The sequence below is a fragment of the Yinghuangia soli genome, from assembly GCF_021502675.1.
Lineage (GTDB): Bacteria > Actinomycetota > Actinomycetes > Streptomycetales > Streptomycetaceae > Yinghuangia > Yinghuangia soli.
Genome location: NZ_JAKFHA010000003.1, coordinates 299,127 through 315,649 on the forward strand (window position 1 = coordinate 299,127; position 16,523 = coordinate 315,649).

At 72.7% G+C, this 16,523-nt stretch carries 12 protein-coding genes, 1 tRNA gene and 1 pseudogene; 8 read left to right on the top strand and 6 right to left on the bottom strand.

The features are described from left to right. Window positions 1–59 precede the first annotated feature (59 nt). Window positions 60–178 (bottom strand) — tRNA-Arg (locus LZ495_RS08255). A 490-nt stretch (window positions 179–668) separates the two neighbouring features. Between LZ495_RS08255 and LZ495_RS08260 the strand changes: the two genes are divergently transcribed. Next, window positions 669–1,466 (top strand): sulfite exporter TauE/SafE family protein, encoded by a 798-nt coding sequence (locus tag LZ495_RS08260; protein WP_235051345.1) that lies wholly within the window; start codon window positions 669–671, stop codon window positions 1,464–1,466. Window positions 1,467–1,897: 431 nt separating this feature from the next. On the opposite strand, the pseudogene LZ495_RS08265 reads toward LZ495_RS08260, so the two are convergent. From LZ495_RS08265 to LZ495_RS08285, 5 genes and pseudogenes are all read right to left on the bottom strand, one after another. Continuing rightward, window positions 1,898–2,812 (bottom strand): annotated as a pseudogene (locus LZ495_RS08265) (alpha/beta fold hydrolase). Between the two features lie 159 nt (window positions 2,813–2,971). Next, window positions 2,972–3,154 (bottom strand): YegP family protein, encoded by a 183-nt coding sequence (locus LZ495_RS08270; protein ID WP_235051346.1) that lies wholly within the window; start codon window positions 3,152–3,154, stop codon window positions 2,972–2,974. A gap of 665 nt (window positions 3,155–3,819) precedes the next feature. After that, entirely contained in the window at window positions 3,820–4,047 is a 228-nt protein-coding gene (locus LZ495_RS08275; RefSeq protein WP_235051347.1) for a DUF5133 domain-containing protein, read from the bottom strand. Between the two features lie 356 nt (window positions 4,048–4,403). After that, window positions 4,404–4,574: a hydrophobic protein gene (locus tag LZ495_RS08280; RefSeq protein ID WP_235051348.1), complete on the bottom strand. Its 171-nt coding sequence runs from the start codon at window positions 4,572–4,574 to the stop codon at window positions 4,404–4,406. Between the two features lie 66 nt (window positions 4,575–4,640). After that, a complete protein-coding gene (locus LZ495_RS08285) occupies window positions 4,641–4,844 on the bottom strand; it encodes a hypothetical protein (RefSeq protein WP_235051349.1) in 204 nt (67 codons plus the stop codon). Window positions 4,845–4,938: 94 nt separating this feature from the next. Between LZ495_RS08285 and LZ495_RS08290 the strand changes: the two genes are divergently transcribed. From LZ495_RS08290 to LZ495_RS08320, 7 genes are all read left to right on the top strand, one after another. Further along, the gene (locus LZ495_RS08290; RefSeq protein WP_235051350.1) at window positions 4,939–5,139 is read left to right on the top strand and encodes a hypothetical protein; all 201 of its coding nucleotides are present in this window, start codon (window positions 4,939–4,941) and stop codon (window positions 5,137–5,139) included. Window positions 5,140–5,367: 228 nt separating this feature from the next. Next, window positions 5,368–8,232 carry a SpoIIE family protein phosphatase gene (locus tag LZ495_RS08295; protein ID WP_235051351.1) on the top strand — a complete coding sequence of 955 codons (2,865 nt, stop codon included), beginning with the start codon at window positions 5,368–5,370 and terminating at the stop codon, window positions 8,230–8,232. Window positions 8,233–8,578: 346 nt separating this feature from the next. After that, window positions 8,579–12,001, top strand: a complete 3,423-nt coding sequence (locus LZ495_RS44745; RefSeq protein WP_235051352.1) for a DUF4132 domain-containing protein — start codon at window positions 8,579–8,581, stop codon at window positions 11,999–12,001. Between the two features lie 295 nt (window positions 12,002–12,296). Then, a complete protein-coding gene (locus LZ495_RS08305) occupies window positions 12,297–12,884 on the top strand; it encodes a DM13 domain-containing protein (protein WP_235051353.1) in 588 nt (195 codons plus the stop codon). Between the two features lie 103 nt (window positions 12,885–12,987). Further along, window positions 12,988–14,481, top strand: a complete 1,494-nt coding sequence (locus LZ495_RS08310; protein ID WP_235051354.1) for a cryptochrome/photolyase family protein — start codon at window positions 12,988–12,990, stop codon at window positions 14,479–14,481. Next, window positions 14,463–15,830: an NAD(P)/FAD-dependent oxidoreductase gene (locus LZ495_RS08315; RefSeq protein ID WP_235051355.1), complete on the top strand. Its 1,368-nt coding sequence runs from the start codon at window positions 14,463–14,465 to the stop codon at window positions 15,828–15,830. The genes LZ495_RS08310 and LZ495_RS08315 overlap by 19 nt, the downstream gene beginning before the upstream one ends. Before the next feature lie 120 nt (window positions 15,831–15,950). Continuing rightward, a complete protein-coding gene (locus LZ495_RS08320) occupies window positions 15,951–16,472 on the top strand; it encodes a DinB family protein (RefSeq protein WP_235051356.1) in 522 nt (173 codons plus the stop codon). The last annotated feature ends 51 nt before the right edge of the window (window positions 16,473–16,523 follow it).

The following is a 16,523-nucleotide window of genomic DNA, read 5'->3' on the forward strand; positions in this document are numbered from 1 at the left end:
CTTTTGTGGCTTGGATCGGCGTCGTACGGGGTGCGCTGGACAAGCTCACAGGTCGGCTGCGGTACCGACGGGATTCGAACCCGCGGACAGATAGGGGCAGGTCCGCCCCGTCTCCGTCAGTCGCCGTGAGCGGGGCCTCGCCCACGTCGATTGCAATGGGCCGCTCTGCCACGGCACCGCAGCCTGCGAGAATGCGCGCCATCCCGCTCCGGCTCACGGTAGAGGAGCGCCCTGTGCACAGCGAGCCTTTATCCAGAGCCGGCAACCGTTGCAGTGGGTCCACATAAGTGATGCTGTTGGCGATCTCGGCCGCCGTGTCACTCAGTGGCCCGGGGGCGTGGCCGTTTGGCGGACGGGGCGGGGGCATCCTGGGCGGGGCTGCGGTGGGGTGGCCGTGGACTTGCAGGTGCCGGCGTTCAGGTGAATGTGCTCAGCCGCGTACGCGTGGAACGCGCCTGCAGCCCAGAACTGATGAGCAGACGTTACTGACGCTCATGCATAGAGCCACGTGTGCCAGAGTCCGAGTTCCGGAGGCACCTCGGCACGAGTTCGGGAGTCGCCTCGGTCGTGCGGAGGTTGCTGTGCACGGGATTCAGAGGCACCTGGCGGGTTGACGTCTTGCGGGCCGGTCGATACTTGCGCGGGGATCAATGTGGGGAGCCTGCGCGGTGGACTGGTCAACGGTGGCGCTCGGGCTCGTGGCCGGGCTGCTGATCTCGGTGGCCACTGCGCCCGTAGGCGTGTCCGGGGCGGTGTTCCTGCTGCCGGTGCAGGTCAGCGTGCTGGGCGTGCCCAGTCCAGCGGTGACGCCGACGAACCTGCTCTACAACGTCGTCGCCGGCCCCGGGGCGCTGTGGCGCTACCGCAAGTCCGGGCAGCTCAGCGGTCCCCTGGCGCGCTTGTTGATCGCGGGCACGGTCCCCGGAGTGGTGGTCGGCGCCGTGATCCGGGTGTTCGCGGTCCCCGGGCCGCGCGTCTTCCGCCTGTTCGTCGCGGCGTTCCTGCTGCCGCTCGGCCTGTGGCTGTGCTGGCGCACCCTGCGCAGCCCCGCGCCTGCTCGCGGACCGGCTGGCCCGCCTTCGCCGCGCACCACGAGCAGGCTGGCGGTTGCCGTGGGTGTGGCCGGCGGCATCTACGGGATCGGCGGCGGCTCCCTGCTCGGCCCGATCCTGGTAGGCCGCGGCATGCCCGTCGCCCTCGTCGCCCCGGCGGCGCTGGCGGCGCTGGCGGCCACCTTTGTCACGTCCGTGGTCGGGGCGGCGACGTTCGCGCTGCTGTCTCTCGCGGCGAGCGGCGACGTCGCTCCGCACTGGTGGACCGGACTGGCCTGCGGGCTCGGCGGGCTGGCCGGCGGATACCTCGGCGCTGCCCTCCATCCGCGCGTGCCCGAGACCGCCCTGCGGTACCTGCTGGGCTCAGTCGCCGCCGGTGTGGGCGTCCTCTACGCCGTCCAAGGTCTGCGCTGAGATCAACAGCCGCGCGCGGCTGCCAAATCTCGTGTACACCCCACAGGAGGTCGTGCATGTTGTAGCAGCCGGACCGCACCTCCTCGCCCAGGTGGGCGCGCGCCAACTACGCCAAGGGCGCGGCGGTTTCGGTCTCGGGCAGACCGGTGAGAGCGGCCGCGGCGGGGGCGGGGGCGGTTGTAATGGGGGATCAGACCCAAGCTGTGGAAGAAGGGCCTTCCCCCGCTTCACCCCGGCAATCTGCGTCACCGGAGGGTGTGCGTGACGTCGAACTGGCCTCCGGGCTCGAACTCCCCCTGAGCTGCTGGAAGTCCGCGAACGGCGTCCATTGGTCGTGGACGGCACGTAGCGGGACGCTGCCTCGGCGGACTCCGCGGTCTGCGCCACGGCAGTTCAACTCGTCACAACACAAAAGGACTCGAACCGCCCCGCTACCCCCGGACCCCGCTCCCACCCGCCGGGCAGGGAGGCGCGTCGCCTTCGGATTCGGGGGCGAAGAAGTCGGCAAGTGCGGAGGCCAGGGCTTCGGGGGCTTGTTCGGCCACGTGGTGGCCGGAGTCGATGCCGTGTCCGCGGACGTCGTCCGCCCAGCGGCGCCACACCGCACGGGGGTCCCCGTGGAGGTCCTCCAGGTCGTCACGCAGGGACCACAGGACCAGGGTGGGGCAGGTGATGCGGGTTCCGGCGGCCCGGTCGGCTTCTTCGTGGCGGCGGTCCAGGGTCAGGCCGGCGCGGTAGTCCTCGAGCATCGCGCGCACCACGCGCGGATCGCGTACGGCTCGGCGCCACTCGTCGTGGTTCTCCCGGCCCATGGTCTCGGGGTCGCCGCGGTATCAACTGTCGGGATCGGCGGTGATGACCCGCTCGGGGACGTCCGGCTGCGCGAAGAAGAACCAGTGCCACCACGCGGTGGCGAACTCGGGCGTGATCCGCGACAGATGCTCGGTGATCGGCAGGCAGTCCAGGAACGCCACCCGTGAGGCGGCCGCGGGATGGTCCAGCACCAGGCGCAGCGCCACAGCACCCCCGCGGTCGTGGCCGGCGACGGCGAACCGCGGGTGCCCCAGGCGCCGCATGACCGCGACCACATCCGCGGCGACCGCCCGCTTGCAGTACCCGGCGTGGTCCGCGGTGAACTCCGGGCCCGCGGAGCGTCCGTAGCCGCGCAGGTCCGGGCACACCACCGTGTGGCCGGCCGCCACGAGCAGCGGCGCCACCCGGTGCCAAGTCGCCGACGTGCGGGGGTGCCCGTGCAGCAGCACCACAGGCGGCCCCTCGCCGCCGAAGCGGACGAACACCGCCGCCTCGCCCACGTCGAGCCGCGTCTCCTCGAAGCCCTCGAACACCCCGACCTCCTCGCCGACTGCAGGGCCATGTACCTGCCCGTGTGCAATGTGGGACTCACCGGCAGCCCCCGGTCGCCGGCATCGCCCCGCCGGCCCCGCGACAGGGGAGTGTCGACGCCGGACCTCCGGTCCAGGAAACGGCGCGACCACGAGGGCCGGTCAGTCGTCGGTTTCCACGACGGACGCGCCGGCCGCGTTGGCCTTCACCGACTCGATGCCCTGCAGACACGCGCTCTTGGTCGTGTACCCCTCGCCGACGGCGATGATCTCGCCGTTCGCCGCCTTGAGCCGGAACCGGTGCTGACCGGAATGGTCCAGGTACACCTCGAACTTGGCCGACATGGCAACTCCTTCGCGACGACTGTCAGGGGACTGGGCCGTGCAGCCGACGCCCGAAGTCCGGCGCCGACCGCTGCCGACCGCCTGCCGACCCTGCCCCGTAACCGCCACGGCATGCCGCCGATCCGCGGTCCAAAGCAACCACACGTGCGACGCGGCCGAACCGCGCGTGCCGCGCGGACTTGCGGCAGAGGTGCGGCCGCCACCGCGATGGCGCCCGTCCCGCACTGGCGCGCCCTGCCCGACGAGGGCGGCGGCCCCGGATACGGGCACGGTTGAACCCACCGCCGGGCAGTACACCGATGCCGAGGACGCCAACCGCGGCCTCCACGCCTCGCTGGTCCGCATCACCACTGCCTGACCCGCTGCTGCCCGCATCTTCGGTGCCGCCGCCAGATTGGGCATGAACGGCATGAAAACCGAACATCAGTGGTGCATGAGGCTGATCCGCTCACTGGCCACCCCCGCCCCTCCCCGCTCCCGGGCCGCCGCCCCGCCGCGGTCCCGGCTACGGGCCGCAGTGCACAGGGCGATCTCCTTCGTGCGCCGAGGGGACTACGCGCCTTCGGTCTGACCCGTGCCAAGGATCAGACCCGGCCGGGGCGGACCGATCGCGCGGCGGGGTGCCCGACGCGGGCCCGGATGCCGTACGCGGGCGCGGGGCGTGGTCAGGCCTGGAGTACGGAGTCGTCCTCGGTGCGGGCTCCCGAGAGCCGGAACCGGGCGGCGATCAGGGCGGCGTCGACGTCGGAGGTCCCGGTCGACACGCACAGCGTGTACGCCAAGTCCTCCTGGCGGCGGCGTACTTCCTCGGTGCCCTGCTCGGCGCCCAGCAGCGCCAGCGCCTCGTACTCGTCGACCATGGCCGTGAGAACGGCAGGGTGGGCCAGCAGCATCGCACGCCTCCTCGAATGACGGGGGCGCCCCGTCGTCAGGGCGCCGTGCGCCGGTACTGCTACCCGACCATCAGACGATCACACCGCCGAGTTCGCGCGCCGTGCCGGACCGAGCCGGACGCCGCCTCGACGGCGCGGGGGCGGCCCATTGGCAGCAGTGGCCCTCGACTTCTCCGCGTAAAGCAGAACCGACGGATTCGTCGCAGAAGGCCATGCTCCCCTGCCGCGCCCGTCGGTGAACAGTCAGCGCATTCCCGTCGCATATGCGAAATCCACACCGTGCGACGGAAAAGTAGGTCATGGGCCGGGGTGGGACCAAACTTTTGGCCCCACCCCGATTCACGCCATCCCCGGTCCTACCAGCGGTACCAGCGGCCCTTACGGCCCCCGTGGCCAGCCGGCCGGATGATGAAGCCGAGCAGCCAGACCGCCAGAACGATCACCGCGATCCACCACAGCGCCTTCAAAGCGAATCCGGCACCGAACAGAAGCAGGGCGAGCAACAGAACGACTATCAGGGGAACCATAGTTATCAACCTCCGAACCCGCGTCTGCCCGGCTGAAGCCCCTGCATTCCCGGGTTTTCCGAAATTTCAGACCCGCATAGCCTTGCTGTGCCGGTAGGCCTCGGTGAGCATCATCAGGACGCGCGGGTGAATGCCGACGGCTGCGGCCAAGCCGTCGTCCACCTTGGCGTCGCGCGCCTCGTAGGCGGCGGCGCCGGGTGCGGGGGCGGGTGCGGGTGCGGGTGCGGGTGCGCCGACGATCATCCTGCGCAGGCACTGCCGCGTAATCATCGCGGTCGACTCCTCGGGAGGCTCACGCGACGCTTCCGGGGCGCCGCTCCTGGTCATTCGGATCGGGCTGGACGCCGACACTCCGGACGACGTCGTGGCGGCGGGCCGGTGCATCCGCAAGTTCCCGCACACGGGCACCGGTTACCAGTTCTACCGAGCGGACTCGTTCCAGGCGTACGTCGACCTCGGCCGGTCAAGCGTCGCCACGGGCCTGCGCGCGCCCGACGTCCAAGCCGCCCTCGACGGGCTGCCCTGCGACGCCTCGCCGCGGCCGGGCACAGGGGGGACGGTGTAGGAGCGCAGCCGGTCGACCACTCCCCGGGTACGCACCCGTCCTCGGACCCACCCTGGACCACGTCGTGCACGCATTCGCCGTCGCGCGCCGGCCTGGCTCGCGGCACCGGGAGCGGGCGACACACCTCGGTGCAATGCGGCTCCTGGCCGTGCCTCAGCCACACGTGCTGTCGATTTGCGCCGCCAGGCCGAAAAGGCCGACAAAGCGCGGGGGTGTTAGAAAGAAGAGATGGCAGGGCGTCTTGTCCGGTTCATGCGGTCGCGCGTCCACGGCCCTCGCACCTTGGCGGGGCAGATCTTCGTGCTCCAGGTCGTGGTCGTGGTCCTCCTTGTCGCGGCAGCGGTGACGGTGCTCCTGGTGCAGGCGCGTGACGACAGCGAGCGGGACGCGCGGCACCGCTCGCAGACCGCCGCCGAGACGTACGCCCACTCCCCCGGCCTGGTCGACGCCCTCGTCGGCCCCGACCCGACCGCGGTGCTCGAACCGTCGGCGCGGGCCGCGCAGCAGGCCTCGGGCGTCGACGCCCTCACGGTGCTCGATGCGGACGGGGTGCGGCTGACAGGACCGGACACGGCCCTGATCGGGATGCGCTACGAGGGCAACCTGGGGCCGTTTCTGGCCGCCGGGCAGTCGGTGACCACGAAGTACCCCAGCAATCAGGGCGAACTGTTCGTCACGGTGGTGCCCGTCTACAGGCAGGCGGGCGAGCCGGTGGGCATTGTGGTCGCCGCGATCACCGTGGAACGCGTCAACGACACCGTGGGGCGGCAGATCCCCTGGCTCGCCCTCGGCGCGGCCGCCGCGCTCACGCTGTCCGCGGGCGCCGCCGCGCTGGTGAGCCGGCGCCTGCGCCGGCAGACCCGCGGCCTCGGGCCGAGCGAAATCACCCGGATGTACGAGCACCACGACGCGGTCCTGCACGCGGCCCGTGAAGGCGTACTGATCCTGGACGCGGACCGCCGGGTGGTGCTCGCCAACGACGAGGCCCGGCGCCTCCTGGGCCTCCCCCCGGACACGGCCCCGGGCACCGCGACACGCACGGACACGGATGCGGACACGTCGGTGGGCGGGGCGGCGGCGCTGGGCCTGCCCGAAGGGCTGACCGGGCTGCTGGTGTCCGGGCGGGACGCCTCCGACGAGGTCCACGCCGTCGGCGACCGCCTGCTGGCGGTCAACCAGCGGCCCACCGCCCCGTACGGGTCCGCCGGAAGTGTGGTCACCCTGCGCGACACCACCGAGCTGCGGGCCCTGGCGGGGCAGGCCCAGGCGGTCCGCGAGCGGCTGCGTCTGCTGTACGAGGCCGGGGTGCGGGTCGGCACCACCTTGGACGTGGCGCGTACGACCCAGGAGCTGGCGGAGCTGTGCGTGCCGCGGTTCGCCGACATCGTGACCGTCGACCTGGTCGAAGCGATGCTGGACGACGAACCCGGTACACCGAACGCCGCGGCGGGCCGGATGCGGCGGGTGACCTCGCACTGGACAGGCTGGGGCGCTGGGGTCCCGGCGCTGTACCCGACCGGGGAGGTCATCACGTTCGGCCCGGCCACACCGATGGCCGAGGCCCTGCGGGAAGGGCGCGGGGTGCTGCGGGCGGACCTGGGGACGGACAAGGCGTGGCAGGCACAGGCCCCCGACCGTACCGCGCGGCTGATCGACGCCGGGGTGCACTCGCTGGTCACCGTGCCGCTGCGGGCCCGCGGCCCGGTGCTGGGACTCGCGACCTTCTGGCGCGGCGCCGGGTCGCCCGCCTTCGACGGCGACGACGTGTCCTTCGCCGAGGAGGTCGCCGCGCGGGCAGCGGTCGCACTGGACAACGCCCGCCGCTACACCCGCGAACACACCACCGCAGTCACCCTGCAGCGCAGCCTGCTCCCCCAGACGCTCCCCGAACAGGACGCAGTCGACGCCGCGTTCCGCTACCTGCCCGCCCACGCCACGACAGCGAGCACTGCGGCAAGCGAACCGCGCAGCCTCGCAGAGGCGACTGCGAGCGCAGGCGTAGGCGTGGGCGGCGACTGGTTCGACGTCATCGCGCTGCCGGGCACCCGGGTGGCACTGGTGGTCGGAGACGTGGTGGGGCACGGGTTGCACGCCGCGGCGACGATGGGACGGCTGCGGACCGCGGTACGCAACTTCTCCGCACTCGACCTGCCGCCGGACGAGGTGCTGGGGCACCTGGACGAACTCGTCGCCGGAATCGACCAGGACCGCGACGCCGACGGCGGCGCCGGCCCGGAAGAAGGGCGGATGACCGGCGCGACGTGCGCGTACGCGATCTACGATCCGGTCACCGGGCGGGTGGTCGCAGCCCGGGCCGGCCACCCGGGCCCTGCAGTCGTCGACGCCGAGGGGGCCGTGGACTTCCCGCCGGTGCCCGTCTCGCTGCCGTTGGGGTTGAACGAGGGACTGCCCATCGAGACAGCCGAGTTCGACCTGGCCGAGGGTTCGCGGCTGGTGCTGTTCACCGACGGTCTGATCGAGCGCCGCGACCGCGACCTGGACGCCGGACTGCACCTGCTGCGCGACGCGCTGACCGCCGCAGGCCCGACCGCGACACCGGAGCAGACCTGCGACGCGGTGATCGGGGCGCTGGCCGAAGAGCAGCCGAGCGACGACGTCGCGCTGCTGGTGGCGCGTACGCACATCCTCGAGGAGTCCCAGGTGGCCGCGTGGGACGTACCGCCCGATCCGGAGGCGGTCGGCGCCGTACGCGCGGCGTGCGCCCGCCAGTTGGACGCCTGGGGTCTGGGGGAGATCGACTTCACCGCCGAGCTGATCCTCAGCGAACTGGTCACCAACGCGATCCGCTACGGCACCGCGCCGATCCGCGTCCGGCTGCTCCACGGACGCGCCTTGACATGCGAGGTCTCCGACGCGAGCAGCACCGCACCCCACCTGCGGCGCGCCGCCACCACCGACGAGGGCGGCCGCGGCCTGTTCCTCGTCGCCCGGTTCGCCACCCGCTGGGGCACGCGCTACACCGCCCGCGGCAAGGTCATCTGGGCCGAACTCCCCCTCCCCGGAGCCGGCAGCGCCCCGACCACGGACCTCGCGGACGCCCTGCTCGACCAATTCGACGACGCCGACTGGTGACCTCGGCGGTCCAGGAACCAGGAACCAGGAACCACGCCGACCTGCAGCGCCAGCCCGGCCGCCAAGGCGGGGATTGCGCAGGACGCCTCGTCCGCACCACCCCCTGACAGCGGTCCGTCCGTTTCAGAACGCGAACTCGTCGATCCCCAGGATCTTGGCTGGGGTCGTTGGAGGGTCCGGCAGCCCCCGCACCTCACCCAGGATCACGTCGCAGCACGCCCGCAGCGGCAGGCACTCGGCCAGCAGGATCCGGTACGGCCGCCGACAGCGCCCTCGGCCTTTGTCGGAGAGCGTCGCTATCGTGCGCGTACTTGATCATGGATATTCGGCAAAGGGGCGGCGGCACGTGGACAGTTCGGCAGGTCGGCACACCGCGGGAACCACGACTCGACACGCCGGGCACCCCGACGAGAACGCTTTCGCCTTCCCCGCCGCGTGGCTCGCGGTGCTGCACCCGCGCCGGGGCGGTGCTGCGGCACCCGTCCCCGACGTCGACACCGAGGCGCACGCCGTCGTCGCAGGCTGGGCGGCCCCGGAAGCCGCCCGCGCCGCCGCCACCCTCGCGCACGAACGCACCGACCCCGCCATGGCGGCCGCCGCAGCGCGATACCGGGACGGCGCCGCCGACCCCCTGGGCGCCGCTGTCTGGACACTCCTGGCCGGTCCGTACAGCGGCGAACTCGCCTCGTACGCCGACAGTTGGGTTGCCGCCCACGGGCTGGTGTTCGCCGCCGAGGCGATGATGGCCCGCGTGTCGATCAGCGTCGGCTGGGACTACAACAGCCGAACGACATGGCTGGCTCCTGAACGGCGGCCCTTCGCCGAGCGTCTCGGCGTCGTTTCGCACCATGACCTTGGACTCCGGACGGTGGCCGCCCGCGTCCGCGCGCTGCTCAGCCAAGCCGACGACGCCACGCACCAGGCGGCGGTCACGGCACTGGCCGGGCTGCGTCACGACCCGGCGCGCCGCATCATGGCGAGCTACCTACTGCCGACGGAGACTGCCTGGACGGACGAGTGCCTCGCGGAGCCGGACGCGCCTGCCCACGAGGATGCGTTCCTGAGGCCTCTGCTCCTGGCTGCGCTGGGCACCGACGCCCACCTCGCCGCGGTCTCGTCCTTCGGCGTCCCGTACGACGCCGACCGCAGGTTGGCGCTCATGGCGACGCTCGCAGACGGTGTCGGGCCCGCGTTCGCCCGCCTCGCGATCGCGGACTGGGCCGCACACCGGTGGGATGACCCCAAGTACCAGGACACGTTGTTCGACGTGCTGGGCCGCCTGCCGACCGACGAGGCCTTCGCCGCCCTCGTCGACGAGATGGGCAACCGGTACGCCCGGCCGCATCTCGCCGCGGCCATGGACCGCTACCCTCGGCGTGCCCTGCGGCACCTCGCCCGCGCGTCGCGCACGCCCGGTCCCGGCGGCCCGGCCGCCTTGGCGATGCTCACCCGGCACATACGCCGCCACCCCGCAGTCGCCGCCGAGGTCCTGCCAGTCCTGGACGCCGACGAGGCGGCCGTCGTGGCCCCGCTGCCGGCGGCGACCCGGCGCATCCCCGAGGCGTCGTCAGCAGACCTGCCCGACGTGCTCGCCTCCGCGCCCTGGACCCGGCCGCGGCCCTCCTCCCTCCCCGCCCCCGTAGCCCTGCCGACCGATCCGGGGACCTGGATGGCGTGGCTGCCCGGCGAGCAGGACGCGTTCGCGCAGACACCGTCCTGGCACGCGCGCCGGACGCTGTATTTCAAAGACCTGGTGGCCGCGTACCGAGCCGGGCACCTCTACGGCGGTGACATCTGGACAGCGTTCCTGCGCGGCCCCGCCGCCGAATACGCCGACGCGGTCGCCGCCTGGCGGCCCGTGGGCAGCGAGTGGGACGTCGAGAACGCCGCCCGCGTCCTCGCCGCCGTCTACGGCACGGACGCCGCGGGCCCGCTGACCCACCTCGCGCGCACCAGCCCCCTCGTCCACGGCCCCGCGCTCATGCCGTTCCTGAGCCTGGAGATCGCGCAGCTCATGGCCGACTGGCTGATGCGGCTCAAATCGGTTCGCCCGCTCGCGCGAGCGTGGTTCACCCGCCACCCGGACGCCGCCGCACGGCTCCTGATCCCCGTCGCCGTCGGCGCCCCCGGCAAGGACCGCGAAGCCGCCGGACACGCGCTCCTGTTCGTGGCCTCGGTGACCTCCGAAGTGTCGGCAGCCGACACACCAGGCCCGGCGGGCGCGGCCCGGGTCCGCGCGATTGCGGACGAGTTCGGGGCGGCGGCCCGCGCCGCGGTCGACGCGCTCCTCGACGCCGACCCCCTGGTCCGCGCCCTCCCCGCCAAGATCCCGGTAACCCCGGCCTGGGCCGATCCGGCCGCACTCCCGCAGCCGGTCCTGCGTAGCGGCGCGGCGCTTTCGGACCACGCGACCGGCACCCTGGTCACGATGCTCGCCCTCTCGGCCCCCGGCGCCCCGTACGCCGGGCTCGGCCCGGTACGCGACGCCTGCACCCCGGAGAGCCTCGCCGAGTTCGGTTGGGAGCTGCTCGAGGAATGGCGCTGCGCGGGCATGCCCGCCACCGGCAGCTGGGCCCTGCACGCACTGGCCTGGCTCGGCGACGACGGGACCGCGCTGCGCCTCGCCCCGCTGGTCCGCGCCTGGCCCGGCGAGAACGCGCACAAGTGGGCGGTCGACGGCCTCGACGTGCTGGCCGGGATCGGCACGGACCAGGCCCTCACCCTGCTCCTCGGCATCGCGCAGCGCGCCCGGTTCAAGGCGGTCAAGGCGCACGCCCGGGAGAAGACCGCCGAGGTGGCCGCGCGCCTGGGACTGACCAGCGGGCAACTCGCCGACCGCCTCGCCCCCACCTTCGGCCTCGACGCCGACGCCCGCACGGTCGCCGCCTACGGACCGCGGGCGTTCACGATCGGCTTCGACGACGAACTGCGGCCCTACGTGCTGGGCCCCGACGGACGCCGCCGTGCGTCGCTGCCCGCGCCCGGTGCCGGCGACGACGCCGAGGCGGCCGCGGAGAGCCGCGCCAGGTTCACGGCGTTGAAGAAGGACGTGCGCACGCTGGCCGCTGACACTGCGCGGCGGTTCGAGGAGGCGATGGTGGAGCGCCGCACATGGGATGCGGCGGAGTTCCGCTCCTACCTGGTGGAACACCCGCTCGTGGGCCGCGTGGTGCGGCGGCTGGTGTGGACCGCGGATGCCGGCGCGGGCGGGGTGGCGTTCCGGGTGACCGGGGATGGAACGTATGTCGACGCGGAGGGCCGGACTGTCGCCGTGGGCGACGGGGCGACGGTGACGCTGCCGCACCCGCTGCTCCTGGGTACCTCCGTGCCTGTGTGGGCGGCGGTGTTCGCGGAGCAGGGGATCGTGCAGCCGTTCGCGCAACTCGACCGGCCGGTGTACGCCCTCGAGTCCCAGGAAGCCGCGAGCCACCGGCTCGCCCGCTTCGAGGGTGCTGCCGTGCCGACCGGCACCGTGCTCGGCCTGGTCGGGCGCGGCTGGAACCGCGGCCCCGCGCTGGACAACGGTGTGGAGCGGTGGATCTCGCGGCGCGTCGGGGAAAACCGGCACGTGGTCATCGCCCTGGAAGAGGGCATCTCGATCGGCGTGCCGGACACCGACCCGGTCCAGCCCCTGGGCGAAGTCTGGCTCGCCGAACGCCCCGGCGACTACATGCCCTTGGACGCGCACGAGCTCACGTTCGGCGGGCTGGACCCGGTACTTGCCAGCGAGGTCCTCGGGGATCTGACCGACCTCGTCGCGGTGCGGTGACGGGGCAGACTGCGGCGCCCTCGGGGACCTGGCTCGGGATAGACGAGCGCGGGGGCGGTGTCCGGTTCGGAGCCGGGATCGCAGCGGCTGCGGGCACGGGGCGTTCCGGGGCCGTGAAGGGGGCGGGAAGATCCGGACGGAGGTGCCGATACCCCGGTGAGCGTCGGAGCCGATGTCTTTCGGAATTCTGACGTTTGCTGCCTCAGGGCGGCCTGGCCTCCCGTCCGCGCTGCCGAGCGCCGATGCTGGGACCGAACGCCGGCCCTCGCATGCCGGGTCGTCCATGGAGGTCTTGATGCGTCGTCTTCTGCTGTTCCTGCGCAAGCCGGTCGTCCTGGGGGTGGCGGCTGTGCTCGCTGTCGCCTTGGCGTTCGGGCTGTACTGGTTCCAGCCGTGGAAGCTGTGGGTCGACGAGACCGTCAACGAGGCGCGGCCCGGCCAGATAGCCGTGCCCGCGGCGCAGGAAGGTTCATCGAGCGCGCCGGCCCCTGCGGCTACGGGCTCGCCTGGTCCCGCGGCGGCCGCCGGGCCGGTCATATTGGCGACCGGCCGCTTCATCAGCCACGAGCACAGCACCAAGGGCACTGTCGAGGTCCTGCAACTGGCGGACGGCACAAGGGTGCTGCGCCTGGAGGACCTCGACACGAGCAACGGCCCCGACCTCCACGTGTGGATCACCGATGCGCCGGTCAAGGAGGGCAGTTCCGGGTGGCGTGTGTTCGACGACGGCGCCCATAAGGACCTCGGTCAGTTGAAGGGCAACAAGGGCGACCAGAACTACACGCTGCCCGCGGACGTCGACCTCGGCCGCCTGACCAGCGTCACCATCTGGTGCGACCGCTTCGACGTCTCCTTCGGTGCCGCACAGCTCAGTTCTGTCTGACGGGGCGCGGAGCCGGCGGTCGGGTAATCCGTTCGAGGGACCGCGGGTGATCTCTTGTGTCCCGGCGCCCCGGCCGGGGTCGCGCACGCCACGATGGGGCGTCATGGCAGATGCACACTGGCTGTTCGGCGATCAGCTCGGCCCGCACTTCCTCACCGCGGATGCCGGTGGTCCGCGGCCCGATGCCCCGGTCGTGATGATCGAGGCCCGTTCCGTCTTCCGTCGGCGGCGCTTCCACCGCGCGAAGGCCCACCTGATCCTGTCGGCGATGCGGCGGCGCGCGGCGGAGCTGGGCGACCGCGTGCGCTACGTCCGGGCCGAGACGTACCGGGACGGGCTGCAGGAGGCTCTGGGTACGGCGCGGGTCACGGTGCACCACCCGACGTCGCACGCCGCGTTGCGCCTCGTGCGGTCCCTCGACAACGTCACTGTGCTGCCGGCCAGGGGGTTCCTGGTGCCGCACGATGCCTTTCGTTCGTGGGCAGGCGACCGGGCGCGCCGCCAGTTGCGGCAGGAGGAGTTCTACCGCTGGGTCCGCCGCGAGCACGAGCTGTTGATGGAGGGCGCCGAGCCCGTCGGCGGGCGCTGGAACTTCGACCATGACAACAGGGCCTCGCCGCCGCGCGGCGCGAGCTCGCTGGGCGTGCCGTCCCCGTACCGGCCGCACGAGGACTCGGTCGACGATGAGGTACGCCACGACCTGGACGCTTGGGAGCGGGCCGGCGAGGTCTCGTTCGTGGGCCGCGACGGGCCCCGGCTGTTTCCCGCATCTCGACGGGAAGCGGTGGCGGCGCTGGAGCGGTTCGTCGCCCACCGGCTTTCGGCCTTCGGCACGTACGAGGATGCCGTGCTGTCCGCCGACCCTGTCATGAGCCACAGCCTCCTGTCGGCACCGCTCAACCTGGGGCTGCTGGACCCGGCCGAGTGCGTCGCCGCGGCCGAGGCGGCGTGGCGCGCCGGTGCGGCTCCGCTCAACAGCGTCGAGGGCTTCGTGCGCCAGGTCGCGGGCTGGCGCGAGTACGTATGGCAGCTGTACTGGCATTTCGGCGTCGACTACCGGACGAACAATGCGCTCGGGCACACCGCCCCGCTGCCGCAGTGGTTCCTCGACGCGGACGCCGATGCTGTGGAGGCGAACTGCCTGGCCACAACGCTCGCCCAGGTCCGCGACACGGGATGGACCCACCACATCCCGCGCCTGATGATCCTCGGCAGCCATGCGCTGCAACGGGGCTGGGACCCGGCTGCAGTGACCGACTGGTTCCACCGGCTGTTCGTGGACGGCTACGACTGGGTGATGGTCCCCAACGTCGTCGGCATGTCCCAGTACGCCGACGGCGGACGCATGACCACGAAGCCCTATACGTCCGGCGGCGCCTACCTGCACCGCATGAGCGACCTGTGCGGGTCGTGCGCGTTCCGCCCGACCGAACGCGTCGGCGCTCGCGCGTGCCCCTTCACCGGCGGGTACTGGGCGTTCCTGCACCGGCACCGCGACCGGCTGGCGCACAACCCGCGCATGACCCGCGCGGTCGCGGGCCTCGACCGGCTGTCCGACCTGGAGGAGGTACTGGAGCAATGGCAGATCAAGGGCTGACGCCCGAACCCGAGGACGCCGAAGACGCCGACAACGCCGACAACGCCGACAACGCCGAGGATGTCGCGGACGCCGCGAGCCGCAGGCAGCGCAAGGGCGCCGCGCCGACCGGCGCAGGACTCGACGTCATCGTGGTGGGAGCGGGACTCGCCGGCCTCGCCTGCGCCGCGGACCTGATCGCGGCCGGCCGGCGGGTGCGGGTGCTGGAGGCATCCGACGACGTCGGCGGGCGGATGCGCTCGGATCACCGCGACGGCTTCGTCCTGGACCGCGGATTCCAGGTCTTCAATACGTCGTATCCGCAGGTCAAGCGGCGCATCGATCGGAAGGCGCTGCGGCTGTGCGCGTTCCGGCCCGCGGTGCTCGTGCACGGCCCTCAGGGGACGACCCGCGTGGCCGACCCCACGCGCAGGCTGGCGGACGCGATCGGGAGCGTGCGCACCGGCGGCATCGGGCCGCGGGACATGGCCGCGCTGGCGGCGCTGTCGGGCTGGTGCGCGCTGGCACCGCCGCGGCTCACCAAGGCGGCGGGGGTGTATCGGCCGGACCGCAGCACCGGCGCGGCACTGAAGTCCCTGGGGTTCACCGACGAGTTCGTCGCACGCTTCTTCCGGCCGTTCCTGTCCGGCGTCTTCCTGGAGGACGGGCTGGCCACGTCGGCAGCGGTCTTCCGCATGGTGTGGCGCAGCATGGTGCGCGGATCGCTCTGCCTCCCGGCCGACGGGATCGGGGCGGTCCCCCGGCAGCTCGCCGCGGCCCTTCCCGCGGGAACCGTGGTCACCGATTCGCCCGTCGCCGCGCTGACCGGGGAGGGAGTCGTGCTGGCCGACGGGACCGATCTGGGCGCGTCGGCCGTGGTGGTCGCAGCCGGCCCGAGCGCGGCAAGCCGACTGCTGCCGGGGGCGGCGGTGCCGCCGTACCGGACGGTGACCACCTATCAGTACGCAGCGCCGACTTCGCCGCTGGCCGAGCCGACCCTGATGGTCGACACGCGCATGCGCTTCCTCAACACCTGCGTGCTGACCGAGGTGGCCCGGACGTACGCACCGACCGGAACCCACCTTGTCCAGGCCTCGGTCCTCGGTACGGACCTGCCCGGACGCGAGGGCGAAGTCCGGGCCGCACTCGCCGATGCTTACGAGGCCGACTCCTCGGCCTGGGACCTCGTGGCGACGACCACGGTGGCCGACGCGCTCCCGGCGATGCCTCCCGGCCACCCGCTGACGAGGCCGTCCCGCATCTCCCCCGGGCGCTATGCCGCCGGCGACCACCTGACGACCGGCTCGGTGCAGGGGGCCTTGGCTTCCGGCGCCCGCGCGGCCCGCGAGGTACTGCGTGACCAAGCCTGAAAACGCCGTGGGCACCGCCCTGGCGAGCGGTGCCCGCGCGGCCCGGCGATCGGCGGATTCCGCCGGAGGACGGCGGCGTGCCGGGCGCCACCGGACGCGTGGTCCTGCAAGAGTCTCGTCATGACCGGTACGCAGGACACTTCCGATATGCCGACCAGGTCCGGCGAACGCGCGGACTTGCTGGCCTCGTTGGACAGGCATCGCGGGTTCCTCCGGGTGACCGCCGAGGGGCTCACCGACGAGCAGGCCGCCACGAGGAGCACGGTCAGCGCGCTCACCGTCGGCGGCCTGATCAAGCATGTGGCGTCCACCGAGCAGCGCTGGATGGCGTTCGCGGTCGGGGGCGCTGCCGCCATGGAGGCCGAACCGATCGACTGGGAAGGGCAGTTCGTACTGACCGAGGACGAAACGCTGGCCGGTGTGCTGGACGCGTACGCCCGGGTCGCGGCAGCCACCGACGCACTCGTGGGCACGCTCGACCTGGACGCCGCACACCCCCTGCCCGCCGCCCCGTGGTTCGAGCCCGGCGCCGTCTGGACGGTCCGGCGGGTGCTGCTGCACGTCATCGCGGAGACCGCGCAGCATGCGGGGCACGCCGACATCATCCGCGAGACGATCGACGGCCACCGCACCATGGGCTGACGCGGCATGGCCGACCGGCCCGTTCGCCGATGCGGCGCTCGCAGCCGCGCC

Bases quoted from the DNA above. Each gene is read 5' to 3' on its own strand.
- LZ495_RS08270 (WP_235051346.1), bottom strand. From the start codon at position 3,154: ATGTCGGCCAAGTTCGAGGTGTACCTGGACCATTCCGGTCAGCACCGG.
- LZ495_RS08275 (WP_235051347.1), bottom strand. From the start codon at position 4,047: ATGCTGCTGGCCCACCCTGCCGTTCTCACGGCCATGGTCGACGAGTAC.
- LZ495_RS08280 (WP_235051348.1), bottom strand. From the start codon at position 4,574: ATGGTTCCCCTGATAGTCGTTCTGTTGCTCGCCCTGCTTCTGTTCGGT.
- LZ495_RS08285 (WP_235051349.1), bottom strand. From the start codon at position 4,844: ATGATTACGCGGCAGTGCCTGCGCAGGATGATCGTCGGCGCACCCGCA.
- LZ495_RS08295 (WP_235051351.1), top strand. From the start codon at position 5,368: ATGGCAGGGCGTCTTGTCCGGTTCATGCGGTCGCGCGTCCACGGCCCT.
- LZ495_RS08305 (WP_235051353.1), top strand. From the start codon at position 12,297: ATGCGTCGTCTTCTGCTGTTCCTGCGCAAGCCGGTCGTCCTGGGGGTG.
- LZ495_RS08310 (WP_235051354.1), top strand. From the start codon at position 12,988: ATGGCAGATGCACACTGGCTGTTCGGCGATCAGCTCGGCCCGCACTTC.
- LZ495_RS08315 (WP_235051355.1), top strand. From the start codon at position 14,463: ATGGCAGATCAAGGGCTGACGCCCGAACCCGAGGACGCCGAAGACGCC.
- LZ495_RS08320 (WP_235051356.1), top strand. From the start codon at position 15,951: ATGACCGGTACGCAGGACACTTCCGATATGCCGACCAGGTCCGGCGAA.